Below are 19584 nucleotides of genomic sequence, written 5' to 3'. Positions count from 1 at the left end.
TTCAGTAAATATTAAAAAAAGAGCGACTATATAAAGTCGCTCTTTTTTTCAAATTTTAAAATTTATAGGTGTAAGTGGTGGCTACACGGTACTCTTGTAAATCAGATTTGTAATCAAAATCTGCATCAATATACATTGCCTGAACACCTAAACCTTTCAATTTACCTTCTGGTACGGTGTAATTGACAATCAAGTTCAACTCTTTTGAGTCTTGGTCTTTTTTCACACCATACGTTGCATCTTTACCTAACATATACACAGCTGTTGCGTTTAAGCCTTTTGCACCCAATTCAGCAAAATCATAGCCATAAGTGAAGCCCCATGATTTTTCATCAGGGTTGGTAAAGGTTGCAACACCCCAGTTCACTAAATAAGGCTGTGGCACCCAACCACCCAATGTTGGAAAGTTGGTTTCGCCAAACATTTGCTGATAGCCAACACCAAAAGTATGCGCACCATAATTCACCTTTGCACCTACCGAAAGTGCTTGGTTATCAATTTCACCATATAATTGATCACCCGATTCGGCGTTATCAAAGTAGCGTACATGGCTAGTGAGTTTGGTCTTTTCAGCCAATTGGCGGTTATAACTCAAACCTACATAATGTTGTTGGTAAATATCTTGCACATCTGCATACCAATAACTTGCACCCAACTCTTTTGTGAATTGGTGATCTACTCCCGCAATCCACATACCATCAGAAGTTGGACCAAGATCAAAATGTCCTTTTGAAGCATCTGGCAAGGTTTTACCTGGTGCGAATAAAGTCAGATCACGGAACTGATTGTCATAACGGTTGTTAATTTTATCAATATAAGCAACGGATAGTTTAGTATTCTGAATATCTTTAGATTCTAACCATGCACCACTATAAGTGGTCAGCAATTGACGTGATGGATCAAAGACCAAAACTGGAGATACAGGTAACAACTCCCCCACTTTAAGCTCAGTTTCAGATACTTTCGCTTTGAGCGTTGCTCCCACTTTCCCAAAGTGATCTTTTGATTCTTTACCGTTATGTGGCAACACCCAGTCTGGGTTTTTATCGCGCCCTTTGAGTTTCACTGCATGCTGAACAAGAAGATCGGCTCCAACCTTAATTCCACCTAAATCGTGATAACCTGATTTAGCATCTAAAGTGACAGCTTGTGACCACGAACCCCAATTACCCGCAGGGTTGTCTTTAATTTGACGATCTAAATAAAAATTCTTAAATTTAAGTTGAACATTGCTGTCGTCAATAAAATCTGCCTGAGTTGCAGTTGTCCCTAAAGTTGCTGTCGCAGCAAAAAGTGCTATCCATAAATTGTGACGATGCATGCGTTTTTCCTATTCATCCAATAAGCGAATCTGGGCATCATGCAAAACTCTTGTCATGAAAAAAATCCGACCACAGTATTAAGCTTTTCTACAAATTCAGCACTTTCTGTATCGAGCAGCTTTTTTCCAAGTTTTTTAATTCTTTTTAACGATAAAAAATTAAGCTCAAAATCCTCACTAAATGAATTTTTATTTGAATTCACTGCTTAATTTAGGTGAAAAACGCTGTTATTTTTTGCATCATGTGAAGGATTAATCTTTTTTAACTTTAAACCCATGTGTTAGCGTTATTTTCTATAAACCCAACTTATAAGAAAAACATTTTAATCAGCACAAAATTCAGCACGTTTTACATCTTTCACAGCATAAAAAAGCACCCCAAACGCATTTGGAGTGCTTAATTCAAGCCTGCTTTATATTAAAAACTTAGGCTTGCATTTCACGTGCTTTAGACATAGTCAATGCCAAGTCTTCAATCATATCTTCCTGACCGCCCACCGTACCGCGACGACCAAGCTCAAGTAGAATTTCACGCGCAGATACTCCATATTTTGCTTCGGCACGTTTTGCGAACAATAGGAACGATGAGTAAACACCTGCATAACCTAAAGTTGCTGCATCACGGTCTGCACGAATTTGATGCGTCATCATTGGAATGATCAAGTCTTCAGCAATATCCTGCACTTTAAACAAGTCCACACCTGTTTCCATTTGCATACGGTTTGCGACCGCTACAAACAATTCAAGTGGTGTATTACCTGCGCCTGCACCTAAACCAGCCGAAGCCAAGTCAACACGGGTTGCACCTGCGGTCACAGCCGATACAGAGTTCGCAACGCCCATGCCCAAGTTATGGTGACCATGGAAACCAATTTCGATGTCTGAGCCGAGGTTGGCACGTAAAATACCTACGCGATCAGTCACATCTTGAGGCAACATATAGCCTGCAGAATCTGTTACATAGATACAGTTTGCACCGTAAGACACCATTTTTTGTGCTTCTTCGAGCAATTTTTCAGGAGAAGCCATGTGCGCCATCATCAAGAAGCCCACAGTATCCATACCCAGTTTACGTGCTGCAGTAATGTGCTGTTCAGAAACGTCTGCTTCAGTCGAATGTGTCGCCACACGAATGGTTGCCACGCCTACATCATGCGCCATTTTCAGATGATCAACTGTTCCAATACCTGGCAGTAATAGTGCAGAAACTTTTGCCTGTTTCAGGTTTGGAATCACTGCTTTCAGATATTCTTCATCAGTAGCGGCTGCAAAACCATAGTTCACAGAGTTACCACCTAAGCCATCACCGTGTGTGACTTCAATTAAAGGCACACCTGCATCATCCAAAGCAGTGGCAATCGCAACCATTTGCTCTGGCGTGGTTTGATGGCGCATTGGGTGCATACCATCACGTAAAGTCATATCATTAATAATAATCTTAGACATTTTGGTATTCCTTAAGCTTCAGCAGTTTTGAAAACGTGTTCTGCAAACATTTCTGCAGTACGTGCAGCCGCTGCAGTCATAATGTCTAGATTACCTGCATATTTAGGCAAGTAATCACCCAAACCTTCAACTTCCAAGAAAATTGAAACACGGTTGCCATCAAAAACAGGGCCGTTTACAAGTTTGTAACCCGGTACATATTTTTGCACTTCTTTGATCATGGCATGCACAGATGCTGTAATCGCTGCCTGATCTGGCTCACCTTCCACCAAGCAGTGAACGGTATCACGCATCATTAATGGTGGCTCAGCTGGGTTAATGATGATGATGGCTTTACCTTGTTTTGCACCGCCAACTTCTTCAATCGCGCCTGCAGTTGTACGGGTAAATTCATCAATGTTTTTACGTGTACCCGGCCCCACAGATTTAGTCGATACCGTTGCAATAATTTCACCGTATTCCACAGGTTGAACACGAGAAACTGCAGCCACCATAGGAATTGTTGCCTGACCACCACAAGTCACCATGTTGACGTTTGGCACTTCGCCCGCTTCAAGCAATGCTTCAAGGTTCACTGGCGGTACGCAGAATGGGCCAATTGCCGCAGGCGTTAAGTCAATCATCAACACGCCAAGCTCATTCAGTTTGCGACTGTTTTCTGCATGCACATAAGCGGAAGTTGCATCAAAAGCAATTTTAATGTCATCTTCAAGTACGTGAGGAAGAAGACCATCTACACCGTCACTTGTGGTTTTTAAACCCATTTTTGCCGCACGAGCTAGACCTTCAGAGGTTGGGTCAATTCCCACCATCCACACAGGCTCTAACCATTCACTGCGTTGTAATTTATAAAGCAAATCTGTACCAATATTACCTGGACCAATCATTGCACATTTAATCTTTTTCATGCATGTACTCTCTTAGAATCTCGATTTATTCCGCAGCAAACGCAGCTGTCACTGAACCAAAGCCTTCAATTTCGACTTTAAATTCTTCACCTGGCTGTGCAACAACCATAGGACCTAAAGCACCAGTTAAGATGATGTCGCCTTTTAACAATGGACGACCTCGGCGCACCATTTCATCGGCTAACCACACGGCAGCGTTTAATGGATTTGCTAAACAAGCTTTACCCACGCCTTGAGAAACTACTTCTTCACCACGGGTCATCACCATTTTGCAGTTCACCAAATCCAGATTTTCTAGCTTGACTGGTTTTGAACCTAGAACGAATGCAGCAGAAGATGCGTTATCGGCCACGGTATCAATCAAACTAATTTTCCAGTTTTCAATACGGCTATCGACCACTTCAATGGCAGGCAAGGCATATTCAGTCGCGCTGATAATATCCGCATACGTGTGTTTTTCTTTGGTTAGATCTTGGTTAATCACCAATGCAATTTCTGCTTCTACTTTTGGCTGAATCAGCAAACCTGCAGGAATCGCTTCACCATCACCATAAGCCATATCGGCAAACAACATGCCAAAGTCAGGCTGATCTACACCCAGTTGTGCTTGAACCACTTTAGAGGTCAAACCAATTTTACGCCCCACCAAACGACGACCTTCTTTTAAGGCACGTTCGGTATTCACTTCTTGAACGGCATAGGCAATATCTACGTCAGCACTTTCACCACCAAGTTCTGGGCGGATTGGCGCAATCGCAGTTTGAGAGAGTTCGGCAGTACGTAATGCTTGCGCAACTGATTCAACAACAGCAGAATTCGACATCAATGTTTCCTTAAACTGCAAAAATTGGGCATATACCCCGAGATGTTGGAAAGGTAATAATAGAAAATAGGGATGATGACCCCGATCTTGTCCATTCTCAGGACAAGCTATCCAGCTCAGAGGTATGTAAACTGATTAAGAATCGGAAAAATGGCGGGTTTATGCCAATACTTATTTTCTTTTTTTCAATAGCTATTAGCTATTAATCTATTTTTATAAAAAGCAAGCAAAACAGTTGTCTGTAGGCTATGACATTATTTTCCGAGTCATTGACTCGGCAATTCGCAGCAATCTTAAAATGTCTTAATCCTAACTTTAGACTAAAAGCTAAGCCTTTTTATGACGCTCCCAAAAGTACATAAAAAAAGAGCAACCTGAAATTTTTCAAGTTACTCTAATTTCAAATTCATCTAAATTGTTTTACTGGGTTTAACTCGCCTGACGTAAACGATATTGCTGCACTAAAAAATCATGCAAACTCGGCACATCATCTGCAATGGTTAAAGGCTGATAACGCTGCAACACCTCTACACTATGCACGCCATAACTCACGCCTACACGCGGCATGGCAATGTTTTGTGCCATTTCCAAATCGTAAGAAGTATCACCCACCATAATCGCTTGCTCGACCTGCACATCGGTACTGCTCAAAATTTCCTGCAACATTAAAGGATCAGGTTTAGATTTGGTTTCACTTGCAGCACGTGTCGCCACAAACAAATCCTGACTTTGGGTTTGCGCCAACACTCGGTCTAAACCTTTACGGCTTTTGCCTGTTGCCACTGCCAATTTCAGTCCCAAACCTGACAACTCATCGAGCATATCTGCCACACCCTCAAACCAAGCATCGGTTTTTGAGTGTTCGACATAGTGTTCTGAATAGCACTGCAAAATCGCTTGATGCAGCTCTGGCACTTCAGGAAATAAACGCTGTGCCACTTCAGGCAAACCCAAACCAATAATACTTTTAGCCGCAGCATCGGTCAGGGGTTGCTGAAATTGTTGTGCTGCGAACTGCAAACTCGCCACAATTTGACCGACGGAATTAAATAAGGTGCCATCCCAATCAAAAATGATGAGTTCTACAGGTTTGTTCATATTAGATTCCTAAATTTGATTCGGCTTTTAAATTCCCTCGCTTTACCTTAACTCAAAAGGATAAACGACCAAGAATCAGCACATATATCACAACAAATATTCGATACGCGAAGGGCGACATGGATGTCGCCGTTTCGCTGTGGCACAGAGATGTTCCATCAGCGAAACAAAAGTTTTTTGTTACTTTTCATCTTTGAAAAGTAAGGCATAGCCTATACACCAAAAATTTAAATTAAAAACTATAAAATGTGGCTGTGAATTACCCCTAAAAACCTCATCTCCTTGTTGCGAAACAATGTTCCTCATCTTTAAAAAGAAGCAAGCTGCTATCGCACAACAGAGAGTTACAAAAATTAAAACTCAGGTGGCGCCGTCGGCTTATCCGCCTTTTGCGCTCTCAACTGCGCCACCAAACTCTGCATATCTTCAGGTAAAGGCGCTTCAATCACAGGATAGCCTGGAATTTCCAAACGCATGGCATGTAAGCACAAACGACGTGGCGCAGGACCCCGATATTCAGTTTGATGACCATATTTATCATCACCTACTAGCGGATGCCCAATACTTAAACCATGCACACGAATTTGATGGGTACGTCCAGACAATGGCGAAGCATATACCAAGCTTGCATGCATAAAACGCTCAGCCACATTCCACTGGGTTTTAGACTCTTTACCTTCTTTAGATACACGTACACGACGTTCGCCATTCGCCAATTCATAACGATGTAACGGCGCATCAATCAATTGTTTATCCAAACTCACCTGCCCTTTGACAATGGCAGCATAAGTTTTTTGGATTTTATGTTCGCGCAATAAATCTTGCAGGGTTTTTAAGGTACTGCGTTTTTTGGAAATCATCACCAAGCCTGAAGTATCACGGTCAATACGGTGAATCAATTCCAAATATTTTTTACCTGTCGCAGCACGTAAGCCTTCAATCAACCCGTATGCAACGCCACTGCCGCCATGGACTGCAATGCCCGAAGGTTTATTCACCACCATCAAGCCTTCATCTTCATAAATCACACGGCTCAATAAACCCTGTGCCACCTTGTCTGAAATTGGAGCAGCACTGTCGTCTTTTTGTTCATAGCGAATCGGCGCCACACGAATTTGATCGCCAATATTCAGTTTGGTTTCTGCTTTAATGCGCTTTTTATTGACCCGCACCTGCCCTTCACGAATCAAACGATAGATGCGACTTTTAGGCACCCCTTTTAAACGACTAAACAAAAAATTATCGATGCGTTGACCCGCTTGATGCTCATCCACTTCAAACCAAGTGACACTTTGCCATTGTTGGGTAGAATTCATACAGTTAAGAGACCTAATAAAATACTAAAATTGATTAAAAACTGATCATTTAGGCTATGCTTTACACAAGAAACATAAGCTTAGCCCATAGGCAGATGATGCAAGGTTTGATATAGTCAGCGCACGGAAACCATCGTCAGTGGGTTCACGTTGAATCTTTTCAGGTTTTTCTGAAATAGAGCAATCAACCAACATCCCACTACATACGAGCAGGTCCCAAAAGAATTATGCCGACGCCGAAGGCTTATTATATCGGCAAAAAAGCAAACTGTTGCGTTTAATTGTACCTCAGGTACATAAATCAGTTTGCCTGAAAAAATATGTCGCCAACTCTAGTTGGTTTTTAAACGTAAACTGATACACATCAGATTAGTCGCACCCTGAAAACCACTTCAGGCTAAAGCGTTTGATGTATTGGATCTGCACAATTTGTAAAGATACGACGATAATTCCGTATCAAGACACTCTATCTATGAAAGAAGAGATGATCTTCGAGCAATGTGACAGTGAAAGTTACACACATCCAATACACCGCTCGTCCGCCAGTGAAGCGATCAGGTGACTTTATCCGTTTAAAGGTTAAAGCCGTATTGCCATCATCAATACGTGAATCATACACCGCAGCCCCACACAAAAAGGCCGGTAAAAAAGCTCAGACCACAATTGGTTTTTTTGAGATCTGAGCAGTTGATCCGTGATGCTTGATGTTCGCTACGTGTCTAGCGATTTTTTGCTGTGTATCACTATTAGGTGTTACACCCATGAAACGTATGTTGATTAATGCAACACATGCCGAAGAAATTCGCGTTGCACTTGTCACTGGTCAGCGTCTTTACGATTTCGATTTAGAAAATCGTACCCGTGAACAAAAAAAATCGAATATCTACAAAGGTCATGTGACCCGTGTAGAACCTTCTTTAGAAGCCGTATTTGTTGAATACGGTGCAGGTCGCCAAGGCTTCCTGTCGATGCGTGAAATCGCAAACTCTTATTACAAAGCCGACCCTCGCCAAACTTCTAATATTCGTGAACTGATCACTGAAGGCACTGAGCTTTTGGTACAGGTAGAAAAAGAAGAACGTGGCAACAAAGGTGCTGCGCTCTCTACCTTCATTTCTTTGGCTGGTCGTTATTTAGTGCTTATGCCAAATAACCCGAAAGGTGGCGGTATCAGTCGTCAAATTTCAGGTTCTGTGCGTGAAGAACTCAAAGAAATGTTGGCATCTTTAAACGTGCCACGCGGCATGAGCGTGATTGTACGTACTGCGGGCATTGGTCGTTCACAAGAAGAATTACAGCTTGATTTACAACACTTGCTTGACCTTTGGGCGCAAATTCAAAACACCGCAAGCTCTGGCCCATCGCCAATGTTGGTACACCAAGAAGCAGGTGTGGTGACACGTGCGATTCGTGACTACTTACGTGATGATGTTGCCGAAATTTTAATTGACTCAGAACAAGCTTATAACGAAGCCTATAACTTCGTAAAAGCCGTGATGCCACGTCAGTTAGACAAGCTAAAAACCTATACTTTAAATGAGCCGCTATTCGCGCATTTTGGTATCGAAAGCCAAATTCAAACAGCTTATGAGCGTGAAGTTAAATTGCCTTCAGGCGGCTCAATTGTCATTGACCAAACTGAAGCATTAGTTTCAATTGACATCAACTCGGCTAAGTCTACCCGTGGTCAAGATGTTGAAGATACTGCGCTTAATACCAACCTTGAAGCTGCCGAAGAAATTGCGCGTCAATTGCGTTTACGCGACATCGGTGGTTTGGTGGTCATCGACTTTATCGACATGACCAAAGACCGCAACCAACGTATGGTTGAAGCCAAACTTCGTGAAGCAACACAAAGTGACCGCGCACGTATTCAATTTGGTCAATTATCACGTTTTGGTTTAATGGAAATGAGCCGTCAGCGCTTACGTCCATCACTTGAAGAAGCGACTGGCTACGTTTGCCCACGCTGTCATGGCACAGGCATGGTACGTGACCTACGCTCTCTTTCACTTTCTATTATGCGTAAAGTGGAAGAAATTGCCCTGCGTGAACGTCATGGTGAAGTTCAAGTCGAAGTACCTGTTGAAATTGCAGCATTCTTACTGAATGAAAAGCGTCACAGTCTGGTTTACCTTGAGCAAACTTCAAATGTGCGTGTGACTGTATTACCTCACCCACACTTAGAAACCCCACATTACGAAATTTCGTATAATCCTGAAGGTTTTGCACCAACCAGCTATGAACGTACTGAAGCAACCCGTTCAAGCGAAAAAGAGTTGGGTTATGAATCTTCTGAATGGCATTTAGAAGAAGCAGATCAATCGCACAGCCACGCTGCTGCACCTGCGGCTGAAAAAACCTCTGCAAGAAAACCACAAGCAGCACAGCAAAATAAAGCATCTGCACAACAGCAGCCTGCACCTGCGGCAGCAACAACTACTGCAAGCCCATGTGCCTGGTTAGAAAACCTGTTTGTTCAAAAGCAAGCCAGCACCATTGATCAAGCACGTAGTGCCAACAATGCAGCAGCAGCCATCGAGCAAATGGTGAATAGCGGTGCTGTGAGCCGTGGTCAGTTTGGTCAAATTGCAACTGCATCTGCTGCCCCTGCTGCAAGCAGTCAAAATGTATACCTTGCACCATCGACAGTGGCACAAAAAACTGAACGTGACTCTGCAGAGAAATCTGCTGAACGTGAAGACAAACCGGCTCCTCGTCACAACAACAAAAAGCCGCGTCACAGCAACAACAATAACAAGCACAAAGAGCAACGTGAGCCGCAAACTCAGCACGATAATCAACAACATCAAGTGCATGAAGAAGTGGTTCAAATGTCGCGTCAGGAGCAACGTCAAGAAGCGCGTGAAAACAAACGCAACTCTCGTCGTCAGCACAACAATGACCAAGCACCGCAGCAGCAAGAAGCTCAAAACAACAATGAGCAGCAGCAAAATGCCGTGCCACGTCGTGACCGTCGCAACCAACCTCGTCCAGAACGCCCAAATCGTCACCGCGACCCAAGCGTATTGAATGAGCAAGCAACGACTACGGCAGTGGCTTCTAATCATCCGAAAGTGGAGTTAATTGACGCACCGCGTCAAGAGTTCAATACAACGGCTTTGGTGGTGAATGTCGATCAAGCTCAAACTGAAATTGTGGCATTGAATGCTGCGCCAGTAGCGGCTGAACCAGTGACAGCAGTAGAAGCAACTCTGCTTGAAACGGTTGCTGAACCGACTCAAGCTGTTGCTGCGGTAGAAGCTGCTCCAGTTGTTGCAGAAGAAACAGCTGCACCTGCGGAAGTACAAGCACAACCGACTGCGCCTGCAAAACGTGCCAGCAACGATCCGCGTCAGCGTCGTCGTCAGCAACGTGAAGGTCAAGCGCAGCAAGTAACTGCACCAAAGTTAACACCTTCACAGGTGCCAACTTTAGCGCAATACAGCATTGGTAGCCTGATTCGCCACGTATATGGCGAAGATTGTTCAGTTCTGATTGAACAGTTTGGTTTAATTCCAACGTTCAATCGTGCTTTGCAGAAGTTCACTGACGAGTATGCTGCAAGCCTTGTTAGCACTGCGCCTGTGGCAGAGAAAAAACCTGTCACTCGTGATGTGGAAGTTGCCAAAGCTGCTCCTGAAGCTGAGCCTGCACCTGTGTTAGACCTAACACCACCAAAACCAGTGTCAGATAAGCGTGTTGCCAACGATCCGCGTGAGCGTCGTCGTTTAGCCAAACAAGCTGCTGAGCAAGCATTGGAACAAGCCAAGCAAGCACAGGCAGTAGAAAAAGCTGAAGCGGAAAGCACACCTGCAGCAGAGCCAACGACTGACGTTGTGGCAACTACCGACGCATCTGTAGAAGCAAACTCTACTGCAGAAACGTCTGTAGCGCTAAGCACAGAAGTCGAAGCAACTACAGAAGTAAACCCTGAAGTAGAGGCTACAACTGAAGCTACTCAGCCAGAGTTGAACGCGCAAGACGACCTTGCACAAACTGTCACTGAAACTGCAGCAGCGCAAGAAGAAACTGCCGTTGAAGTGGTCGCACCTGTACAAGCGGAATTAGCAGTAGATGACCCAGTCGAAACTGCTGAATCTGAACAGGACAAAGCAGAGAAAGAGAAAACTGCGCGTCCGCGTCGTCCACGTGGCCGTCCACCTAAAAAAGTAACTCCGCCAACTGAGTCGTAATTCGCACTTTTGCAGCGGAATAAAAAAATCCAGTCATTTTAATGACTGGATTTTTTTTGCTACTTTAGAGCAAATGCAGTGGTGACTTAAATTTAAGCAAGTTAATTTGGTGTTAGGTGTTTTTGATTTTTAACAGCTTTTATAAAAACATCAGTCAAAGCTAAAAATTAGGTTGATTGCACTAGGACTAAGGGATTACAAAACAATAAGACGCGATGCTTTGCAGATGCAACGGATGATGACAAAAACAGGATTCTTATGTACCAGATGACAAAAAGCGATTTAATTGGCTTAACGGATGTTGCGGCAAAAATTCCGCAGTTTATGACTAAAGTGCCCCACCTGATCACAGGGTTAAAGCAAGCCTATTTACGCACACCCAATACGCCTGCAGGCTTAGGTCTTGCGTTTGAAAAAGCCGTGCATCGTAACCCGCATGGTTGTGCCTTGATGTTTGAAGATCAGCAGTACAGCTATTTGCAGCTCAACGCATGGGCTAACCAAATTGCACATTACTATTTAAGCATTGGCGCACGCAAAGGTGATGTCATTGCGGTGATGTTGGAAAATCGCCCTGAATTAATTGCCAGTGTCATTGGCTTAGCAAAAATTGGCGTTACCGTGGCTTTGGTCAATACCGCACAAGTTGCCAAAGTTTTGGCGCACAGCATCAATTTAGTCAAACCAATTGCCGTGATTGTGGGGGAAGAATGTCGTCAAGCCGTTGCCGATATTCGCCAAGAACTTGAGCTTACAGAAAATCGACTGTATTGGTTTGCAGATCAAAATACCCGTACCGATGCTGGCACTGCCCCTGAAGGTTTTCAAAATTTAGCGCAATGCATTGCATCATTCCCAAGCTTTAACCCTGCCACCACACAGTCAGTACAGGGCAAAGATGGGCTGTTTTATATCTATACCTCAGGTACAACAGGCTTACCTAAAGCGGTGATTTTCACCAATAGCCGTTGGACGTTGGCTTATGGTACCTATGGTCATGTCTTGGGTTTAAATCAGGATGATGTGATGTACTGCACTCTGCCGCTGTACCACGCCACAGGCATTGTGGTGTGCTGGTGTGGCGTAATTGCAGGCAGTGCCACCTTTGCCATCCGTAGAAAATACTCCACTTCATGCTTCTGGCAAGATGTACACAAATTCAATGCCTCTGCGATTGGCTATGTGGGCGAATTGTGCCGTTATTTAATGGATGCGCCTGCTTCTGATTTAGAGCGTGGGCATCGTGTGACCAAAATGATTGGCAATGGCATGCGTCCTAATATTTGGAGCAAATTCAAAACACGCTTTGGTGTTCAGGAAATTCTGGAACTGTATGCGTCTAGCGAAGGCAACGTCGGCTTTAGCAATGTGTTTAACTTTGACAACACGGTTGGTTTTTCACCGACACCTTATGCGGTCATTCAGTTTGATAAAGAAAAAAATGAACCCGTACGCGATGCCAAAGGCAAATGCATGAAAGTCAAAAAAGGCGAAGTCGGCTTATTGATTGGAAAAATCACCCGTCGCTCACCGTTTGATGGCTACACCGACCCTGAAAAAAACAAGGCGGTGATGATGCAAAACGTGTTTAAACAAGGCGATGCCTATTTTAACACGGGCGATTTAGTCCGCGACATTGGCTTCCGTCACGCCCAGTTTGTTGATCGTTTAGGTGATACCTTCCGCTGGAAAGGTGAGAACGTATCCACCACAGAAGTAGAAAACATTGTCAGTGACTATGAAAAAATTGCTGAAGCTGTCGTGTATGGCGTTGAAATCCCACATACCAATGGTCGTGCAGGTATGGCTGCGATTACCTTAAACGAAGGCTGCCAGTTAGATGAACAAGACTTGCGTCAAATGCTGGTGGAGTTTAAAAAAGCAATGCCCGCTTATGCAGTACCCGTTTTTTTACGCATTCAAAAGCAAATGCAAACCACAGGTACATTTAAATATCAGAAGAACACCCTGAAAACTCAAGGTTTTGATTTAAAACAGTGTGATGAAAAAATTCTGGTGTTATTGCCAAACCAATCTGCTTATTGCGAGCTGACCCAAGAAATTTACGACAATATTCAACAGTATCAATATCGCTTCTAGGCCACTATGTTGCCTATTTTTTGATTAGATACGACAAATTTGTTGCATTTATAATCAAACATAGGCAACTTTTTTATTTTTTACTTGCGCTCGCTTCATATCTTGCTACAATACGCTCCATCAAACGAAGTGGTGCTTAAAACCCTCTGGTTTTTCTTGCACTTCACAATCAAGCCTGCTTGATTGCTGGTTCAGGGTCGTTAGCTCAGTCGGTAGAGCAGCGGACTTTTAATCCGTTGGTCCCGCGTTCGAATCGCGGACGACCCACCATTTCCTTGATCAACCTTAGATGGGTCGTTAGCTCAGTCGGTAGAGCAGCGGACTTTTAATCCGTTGGTCCCGCGTTCGAATCGCGGACGACCCACCATTCCTTCTAAAAAATCTTTAAATTACCAGTCATCACAGCACTGTTCTGTGGATCGTGCAGTTTCGTAATTTACTATAGAATTCCCGTATTCTGCCCTGTTTGACTAACACTTTTATCCACTACACCTTGCTCAATTCAGTTGTAGACGATGTGCCATCATTGATAAATCATACTTTACACATCCCAAATAAAAACTTGATGTAAAAAAACAAAAGCCCAAAAGTTTTTCACGAATGGGCTAAGAATTGAATGAGCGAATAATTAACTTGCTCTGATTAAATGATAGTTTTGCGAAGGTAAGGGATTGCTTTTAAAGTATTCACGATTATTTTCTGTTGCAATCGCAATTTTTTTTTTATCCATAATTAAATTATGGTCTTGATCAACATTATAGTAAAAGTTCACCCCAGAGGCGCGTGCCACCACAATTTGATGCGCGTCTTCATCATAGAACCATAAATCTTTGCGGTATTTTTTTTTATTGTCGTAACTGATTTGCCCCGCATTGACAAAAATACGATGCGCTGTCCCATCAGGCAATAAGGTCAGAATATAATCGACTTTTCCGCTTTCGCACATAACAAACTTATCTTCACAGCTAATCTGAACGGTATAGCGCCCCACATAAGTCAGAAGATTCTCTGGAATATGATGTTCCGTTGCAGCCGTTTGTATGGGTGCGGTTGCCTGCCCTGCCACCTCAGTCAGTCTTTTGGTTTCTGCCTGTTCTGTATATTTTTGCACGGCAGCTTGCTCAAGTTGTGAATCATCGCATCCAAGCAATGCCACTGCACTCCATATTGAAACTGCGCAAATATTTGATTTAGCTGACACACTATCCCTCATATAGAGTGACCAGACTGAATACTCAGTCCTATTCAAACCACTGAATAGGCAGCTCGATGTAAGCCATGCTTTTCCTCAATCCTTTGTGGTCAAGCGCTTACTCTGCCCATCGCTTCTTTAGGATATTTTAGGTGGATGCTGGTTTAAGCAACACCAAATGTTACATAACTTTACTAATTGCCTTGCTTACCGCCCTTTAAAAACCCAAGTGCATCACCATTTTTATTTTATATATAGATGATGTGCTGTGAAGCTAAACATCAGCCTGTATTTATTTTGAATTTTAGATCTCTTAAGGAGAATTAGATGGCCAATGTTGGTTTATATCGCTCAAACCGCTCAAATATGATTGCTGGGGTTATGGGTGGTATTGCTGAACGTTTTGGTTGGAACGCAAATTTACTGCGCTTAATTTTTGTGATTGTTTCCGTGATGAGCGCTGCCTTTCCTGGCATTTTGGTGTATTTGGTGTTGTGGTTGGTGATTCCTAAACAAAACCAGTCGAATACAGCAAACTATACTCAGGGCTACACAAGACCTGTGCGCACAGTCAATCCTGATCAAGACCGATAAACGGTATTGAAATTTGAAAGACTGACCACATGTAAGATTTATAGGTTTTAATCGTTCGCTGATTCACTCTTAGATATCCCTTATTTACACAGTTTTTTTCTTTTTCGCTACGATTGCTCCCCCAAGCATCGTAGCTTTTTTTTGCCTTTCAACCTGCAATATATTTTAAAAGTCACAGCATTTCAGGATTGAGTCGTGTTGAATACTCATCGACAATACAAGTCAATCAATTCGTCTTTACAGCAAGCTGTTGATTCAAGACGGCAATCATGTCGGCACGGCTAATAATCCCGACCAAACGCTGCTGTTCTACCACAGGAATATAGTTAAAAGAACGCTCGACAAAGTACGGCACAAGGTCTTGAATACTTTGTTGCGGTTGCACCGTGACCACTTGGCGCAACATGATATGTTTCACCTGATGTTTCCAGCTATACGGAAAATCTGTTGCGTGTTTAAACCATTCCACCACTTCATACAGCGCCAAAGTTCCGACCAAATGTTGTTCAGTATCAATGACAGGTAAACTCATTAAATTCATGTGTTTGAATTTTTCTAAAGCACTGTGAATATCATCATCTTGGTGCAAACTGACTACATCTTTACTCATAATATCTGCACAAGTCAGTGCTTGAGTTTGTCGTTCACTGGCTTTGTGCTGCGCTTCTAAAATGATTTTTTGTAAGTCATATTCACTAATATCTAGCAACTGGGTTTGTGCATCTAAAACATCTTGAATATCTTGCGGCTGAATAGTGGCTTTTTGAGTAGGCGTTGGGTCTTGGGTACGTTGATTCAACTGTGGCGTTTGAGGATAAGGCTTGCCAATCATGCGGTTAAATACGATTGCAATCATCATCAGCAAAACTGAATTAAGCAGCACAGGATAAAAGATGAAGTGATAACCCAGCTCACGCACGGCATCTCCGCCAAGCACTGCGGTAATGGCCACTGCTCCACTCGGTGGATGCAGCGAATCGGTGGTCATCATCAAGAAAATAGATAAAGCCACAGCCACACTAAAGGCTTCGGTTAAATTTGGAATATATAAAGCACAGCTCACGCCCATAATTGCTGCAATACTGTTCCCAACTACAATATTCCACGGCTGCGCCAAAGGACTGGCAGGCACAGCAAACAACAATACCGAAGATGCACCCATTGGCGCGATATACCATGCGTTAATATCGCCCAACACCCACCAACTGATCAGGGAAGATAATGCCAAACCCAATAATGCGCCCAAACCACAAAGTAGGCGTTCTTTTAACGGCAATACTTTAAAATTGGGTTTCAGCGTATTCAGCCAATCAAGTTGTGAATGAAACACGGGCAGGCAATCCAGTGGTGACAATTGGACAAGATTATAAGGCAATCATTTAGTAATGATGTATTTGTTTTATATCTTTCATTTATCAGTGAATTTGTAAAACCCCAAACAACCAACCGCTAGTTGTGCTTTAACCTTTGCCAGCACCCCGCAAAATCCTTATAATTGAGCACAATTTTTCTCTAATTTTAAGTGGATGACCATGAGTCGCGCCATATCGCATATTGATACCTTTCAAGGCTTAATTCTTGCCTTACAAAACTACTGGGCGGAGCAGGGCTGCGTCGTTTTACAACCTTACGATATGGAAATGGGTGCAGGGACATTCCACACTGCCACTTTCCTACGTGCTTTAGGTCCAGAAACATGGAACGCGGCGTATGTACAACCATCTCGTCGTCCTAAAGATGGTCGTTATGGCGAAAACCCGAACCGCTTACAACACTACTATCAATTTCAGGTGGTGCTGAAACCAAACCCAGACAACATCCAGCAGTTGTATTTAGATTCTTTAAAAGCGATTGGAATTGACCCATTGGTGCATGACATTCGCTTTGTGGAAGATAACTGGGAATCTCCAACACTTGGCGCGTGGGGCCTAGGTTGGGAAGTATGGTTAAACGGTATGGAAGTGACGCAATTCACTTACTTCCAGCAAGTGGGTGGAGTTGAATGCTACCCTGTAACAGGCGAAATCACTTATGGTCTTGAGCGTTTGGCAATGTACCTGCAAGGTGTAGACTCAGTTTACGACTTGGTTTGGACTAAAGGACAGTTTGGTACTGTGACGTATGGCGATGTGTTCCATCAAAACGAAGTTGAACAATCGACCTATAACTTTGAATACGCACCTGTAGAAAAAATGTTTGAACTGTTTGACTTCTATGAAGTAGAAGCGAGCCGTTTAATTGCAGCAGAATTACCATTACCTGCTTATGAGCAAGTGATTAAAGCATCTCACTGCTTTAACCTGTTGGATGCGCGCGGTGCAATTTCTGTGACTGAACGTCAGCGTTATATTTTACGTGTTCGTACTTTGGCACGTTCTATTGCACAAAGTTATGTGGCTGCACGTGCAAAATTAGGTTTCCCAATGGCTGAACCACATTTACGTGATGAAGTCTTGGCGCAGTTAAAAGCACAGGTTGAAGCGGAAGCCAAAGCGCAAAATACTGAGGAAAGCAAATAATGTCTAAACATACAGTTTTATTTGAACTCGGTTGCGAAGAACTCCCACCGAAAAGCTTAAAAACCTTACGCGATGCCTTACTTGCAGAAACTGAAAAAGGTTTGAAAGATGCAGGCTTGGCTTTTGATGCAATTGAAGCCTATGCAGCACCACGTCGCTTGGCACTTAAAATTGTCAATGTAGATGGTGCGCAAGCAGACACCCAAAAACGTTTTGATGGACCTGCTGTTCAAGCCGCTTATGATGCCGAAGGCAAACCGACCAAAGCGCTTGAAGGCTTTATGCGCGGTCAAGGTATTACGGTTGATCAGGTTTCTACTTTCCAAGCAGGTAAAGTTGAAAAAGTCTGCTACCTAAAAGATGTGAAAGGTCAAAGCCTTGATGCATTATTGCCACAAATTCTACAAACTGCGTTGGACAACCTGCCAATTGCAAAACGCATGCGCTCTGCTGCGAGCCGTACTGAATTTGTGCGTCCAGTTAAATGGGTCGTTTTACTTAAAGATCATCAAGTAATTGAAGCAACGATTCAAGACCATCAGGCAGCTAATGTCACTTATGGTCACCGCTTCCATGCCCCTGAAGCAATCAGACTACAACACGCCAATGACTATTTAGATGCGTTACGTGCGGCTAAAGTCATTGCGTCGTTTGAAGAGCGTCAAGCGATCATTGATCAGCAAGTAAAAGCATTAGCGGATGAAGTGAATGCGATTGCAATTGTGCCTAGCGACCTACGTGATGAAGTGACTGCATTGGTTGAATGGCCTGTTGCACTACGTGCCAGCTTTGAAGAACGCTTCCTTGCCGTTCCTCAAGAAGCCCTGATCACTACCATGCAGGATAACCAGAAGTATTTCTGTCTGGTGAATGCTGAAAACAAATTACAGCCTTACTTCATTACCGTTTCAAACATTGAGTCTAAAGATCCGACTCAAATTATTGAAGGTAATGAGAAAGTGGTTCGTCCACGTCTGTCAGATGCTGAGTTCTTCTTCCTGCAAGACCAGAAACAGCCATTAGCTTCTCGTAAAGAGAAACTGGCCAACATGGTATTCCAGGCACAACTGGGTACTTTGTGGAACAAGTCTGAACGTATTGCTAAACTGGCTGTCGCACTTGCTCCGATTACGGGTGCAAAAGCTGAAGATGCTGAAAAAGCTGCCCTGCTTGCAAAATGCGACTTAACTTCTGAGTTAGTAGGTGAATTCCCAGAACTTCAAGGCATCGCGGGTACTTACTACGCACGTCTTGAAGGTGAAAATGATGAAGTGGCTGAATCTTTAGGTGAGCAATATTTACCTAAATTCGCGGGTGACGTTCTGCCTAAAACCAAAACGGGTACAACGATTGCCCTTGCGGATCGTCTAGATACTTTAACTGGTATTTTCGGTATTGGTCAGGCACCTACAGGTTCTAAAGACCCATTTGCGCTACGTCGTTCTGCCATTGGTATCCTGCGTCTAGTGACTGAAAATGGTTTAGACGTATCTATCGAAGACTTGATTAAGCTAGCCTTGGCTGCTTATGGCGATGTATTGAAAGACCACGACAAGACTTTGGCAGATGCTGTTGCATTCCTTGAAGGTCGTTACCGTGCGAAATACGAAGACCAAGGCGTTGCAGTAGATGTGATTCAAGCCGTTCAAGCTTTATCACCAAAATCTCCACTAGATTTTGATAAACGTGTGAATGCGGTAAATCACTTCCGTGCCTTGCCTGAAGCGGCTGCATTGGCTGCTGCAAACAAGCGTGTTGCCAACATTTTAGCCAAAGAAACCGCACCTGAAGGAAGCGTCATTGAAGCTAACTTGGTGGAAGATGCAGAAAAAGCATTATTCGCGGAACTTGCGAAAATCACACCTGTGGTGGAGCCATTATTGGCAGCAAAAGACTACACCGCCGCACTCTCTCAATTGGCTGCATTGCGTGCGCCTATTGATGCTTTCTTTGACAGTGTCATGGTGATGGCAGATGATGCAGAGTTGAAAGCCAACCGCTTACGTTTACTTGCGCAGTTACGTGATTTGTTTACACGTGTTGCGGATGTAAGTGTATTGCAGCATTAATA

At 43.4% G+C, this 19584-nt stretch carries 13 protein-coding genes and 2 tRNA genes; 7 read left to right on the top strand and 8 right to left on the bottom strand.

Annotated features, from left to right (window positions below; all coding sequences use genetic code 11):
- Nucleotides 1–55: 55 nt before the first annotated feature.
- The 6 genes from F947_RS12000 to F947_RS11975 form a co-directional block, all read right to left on the bottom strand.
- Nucleotides 56–1321 carry an OprD family outer membrane porin gene (locus tag F947_RS12000; RefSeq protein WP_004976040.1) on the bottom strand — a complete coding sequence of 422 codons (1266 nt, stop codon included), beginning with the start codon at nucleotides 1319–1321 and terminating at the stop codon, nucleotides 56–58.
- 426 nt (nucleotides 1322–1747) lie between these two features.
- Nucleotides 1748–2767, bottom strand: a complete 1020-nt coding sequence (gene dmpG, locus F947_RS11995; protein WP_004976038.1) for a 4-hydroxy-2-oxovalerate aldolase — start codon at nucleotides 2765–2767, stop codon at nucleotides 1748–1750.
- A gap of 11 nt (nucleotides 2768–2778) precedes the next feature.
- On the bottom strand, nucleotides 2779–3675 hold the full coding sequence (locus tag F947_RS11990) for an acetaldehyde dehydrogenase (acetylating) (protein WP_004976037.1): 897 nt from the start codon (nucleotides 3673–3675) through the stop codon (nucleotides 2779–2781).
- A gap of 25 nt (nucleotides 3676–3700) precedes the next feature.
- On the bottom strand, nucleotides 3701–4498 hold the full coding sequence (locus F947_RS11985; RefSeq protein WP_004976036.1) for a 2-keto-4-pentenoate hydratase: 798 nt from the start codon (nucleotides 4496–4498) through the stop codon (nucleotides 3701–3703).
- A 429-nt stretch (nucleotides 4499–4927) separates the two neighbouring features.
- The gene (locus F947_RS11980) at nucleotides 4928–5596 is read right to left on the bottom strand and encodes an HAD-IA family hydrolase (protein WP_004976034.1); all 669 of its coding nucleotides are present in this window, start codon (nucleotides 5594–5596) and stop codon (nucleotides 4928–4930) included.
- Between the two features lie 353 nt (nucleotides 5597–5949).
- Nucleotides 5950–6912, bottom strand: a complete 963-nt coding sequence (locus tag F947_RS11975; protein WP_004976032.1) for an RluA family pseudouridine synthase — start codon at nucleotides 6910–6912, stop codon at nucleotides 5950–5952.
- A 761-nt stretch (nucleotides 6913–7673) separates the two neighbouring features.
- Here F947_RS11975 and F947_RS11970 point away from each other — a divergent pair.
- From F947_RS11970 to F947_RS11955, 4 genes are all read left to right on the top strand, one after another.
- Nucleotides 7674–11108, top strand: coding sequence for an Rne/Rng family ribonuclease (locus F947_RS11970; protein WP_004976030.1), 3435 nt, complete (start codon nucleotides 7674–7676; stop codon nucleotides 11106–11108).
- A 258-nt stretch (nucleotides 11109–11366) separates the two neighbouring features.
- Complete coding sequence (locus F947_RS11965) at nucleotides 11367–13208, top strand: long-chain-acyl-CoA synthetase (RefSeq protein WP_004976028.1); 1842 nt, start codon at nucleotides 11367–11369, stop codon at nucleotides 13206–13208.
- A gap of 194 nt (nucleotides 13209–13402) precedes the next feature.
- Nucleotides 13403–13478, top strand: a tRNA-Lys gene (locus tag F947_RS11960).
- Nucleotides 13479–13499: 21 nt separating this feature from the next.
- Nucleotides 13500–13575, top strand: a tRNA-Lys gene (locus tag F947_RS11955).
- Between the two features lie 261 nt (nucleotides 13576–13836).
- Here F947_RS11955 and F947_RS11950 read toward each other — a convergent pair.
- Nucleotides 13837–14409 carry a hypothetical protein gene (locus F947_RS11950; protein ID WP_004976025.1) on the bottom strand — a complete coding sequence of 191 codons (573 nt, stop codon included), beginning with the start codon at nucleotides 14407–14409 and terminating at the stop codon, nucleotides 13837–13839.
- Nucleotides 14410–14727: 318 nt separating this feature from the next.
- Here F947_RS11950 and F947_RS11945 point away from each other — a divergent pair, with 318 nt between their 5' ends.
- A complete protein-coding gene (locus F947_RS11945; RefSeq protein WP_004976022.1) occupies nucleotides 14728–14994 on the top strand; it encodes a PspC domain-containing protein in 267 nt (88 codons plus the stop codon).
- 226 nt (nucleotides 14995–15220) lie between these two features.
- On the opposite strand, the gene F947_RS11940 is transcribed toward F947_RS11945, so the two are convergent.
- Nucleotides 15221–16324 (bottom strand): HPP family protein, encoded by a 1104-nt coding sequence (locus F947_RS11940; protein WP_004976020.1) that lies wholly within the window; start codon nucleotides 16322–16324, stop codon nucleotides 15221–15223.
- A 202-nt stretch (nucleotides 16325–16526) separates the two neighbouring features.
- Here F947_RS11940 and glyQ point away from each other — a divergent pair, with 202 nt between their 5' ends.
- Entirely contained in the window at nucleotides 16527–17513 is a 987-nt protein-coding gene (glyQ, locus tag F947_RS11935; RefSeq protein WP_004976017.1) for a glycine--tRNA ligase subunit alpha, read from the top strand.
- A complete protein-coding gene (gene glyS / locus F947_RS11930; RefSeq protein ID WP_004976014.1) occupies nucleotides 17513–19582 on the top strand; it encodes a glycine--tRNA ligase subunit beta in 2070 nt (689 codons plus the stop codon). The genes glyQ and glyS overlap by 1 nt, the downstream gene beginning before the upstream one ends.
- Nucleotides 19583–19584: the final 2 nt, after the last annotated feature.

Source organism: Acinetobacter towneri DSM 14962 = CIP 107472 (assembly GCF_000368785.1).
Lineage (GTDB): Bacteria > Pseudomonadota > Gammaproteobacteria > Pseudomonadales > Moraxellaceae > Acinetobacter > Acinetobacter towneri.
The sequence above is the reverse complement of the archived record's forward strand: the minus strand, read 5'-3'. Positions and strand labels throughout refer to the sequence as shown.

Bases quoted from the DNA above. Each gene is read 5' to 3' on its own strand.
- F947_RS11990 (WP_004976037.1), bottom strand. From the start codon at position 3,675: ATGAAAAAGATTAAATGTGCAATGATTGGTCCAGGTAATATTGGTACA.
- F947_RS11965 (WP_004976028.1), top strand. From the start codon at position 11,367: ATGTACCAGATGACAAAAAGCGATTTAATTGGCTTAACGGATGTTGCG.
- F947_RS11975 (WP_004976032.1), bottom strand. From the start codon at position 6,912: ATGAATTCTACCCAACAATGGCAAAGTGTCACTTGGTTTGAAGTGGAT.
- F947_RS12000 (WP_004976040.1), bottom strand. From the start codon at position 1,321: ATGCATCGTCACAATTTATGGATAGCACTTTTTGCTGCGACAGCAACT.
- glyQ (WP_004976017.1), top strand. From the start codon at position 16,527: ATGAGTCGCGCCATATCGCATATTGATACCTTTCAAGGCTTAATTCTT.
- F947_RS11980 (WP_004976034.1), bottom strand. From the start codon at position 5,596: ATGAACAAACCTGTAGAACTCATCATTTTTGATTGGGATGGCACCTTA.
- dmpG (WP_004976038.1), bottom strand. From the start codon at position 2,767: ATGTCTAAGATTATTATTAATGATATGACTTTACGTGATGGTATGCAC.
- F947_RS11945 (WP_004976022.1), top strand. From the start codon at position 14,728: ATGGCCAATGTTGGTTTATATCGCTCAAACCGCTCAAATATGATTGCT.
- F947_RS11970 (WP_004976030.1), top strand. From the start codon at position 7,674: ATGAAACGTATGTTGATTAATGCAACACATGCCGAAGAAATTCGCGTT.
- F947_RS11985 (WP_004976036.1), bottom strand. From the start codon at position 4,498: ATGTCGAATTCTGCTGTTGTTGAATCAGTTGCGCAAGCATTACGTACT.
- glyS (WP_004976014.1), top strand. From the start codon at position 17,513: ATGTCTAAACATACAGTTTTATTTGAACTCGGTTGCGAAGAACTCCCA.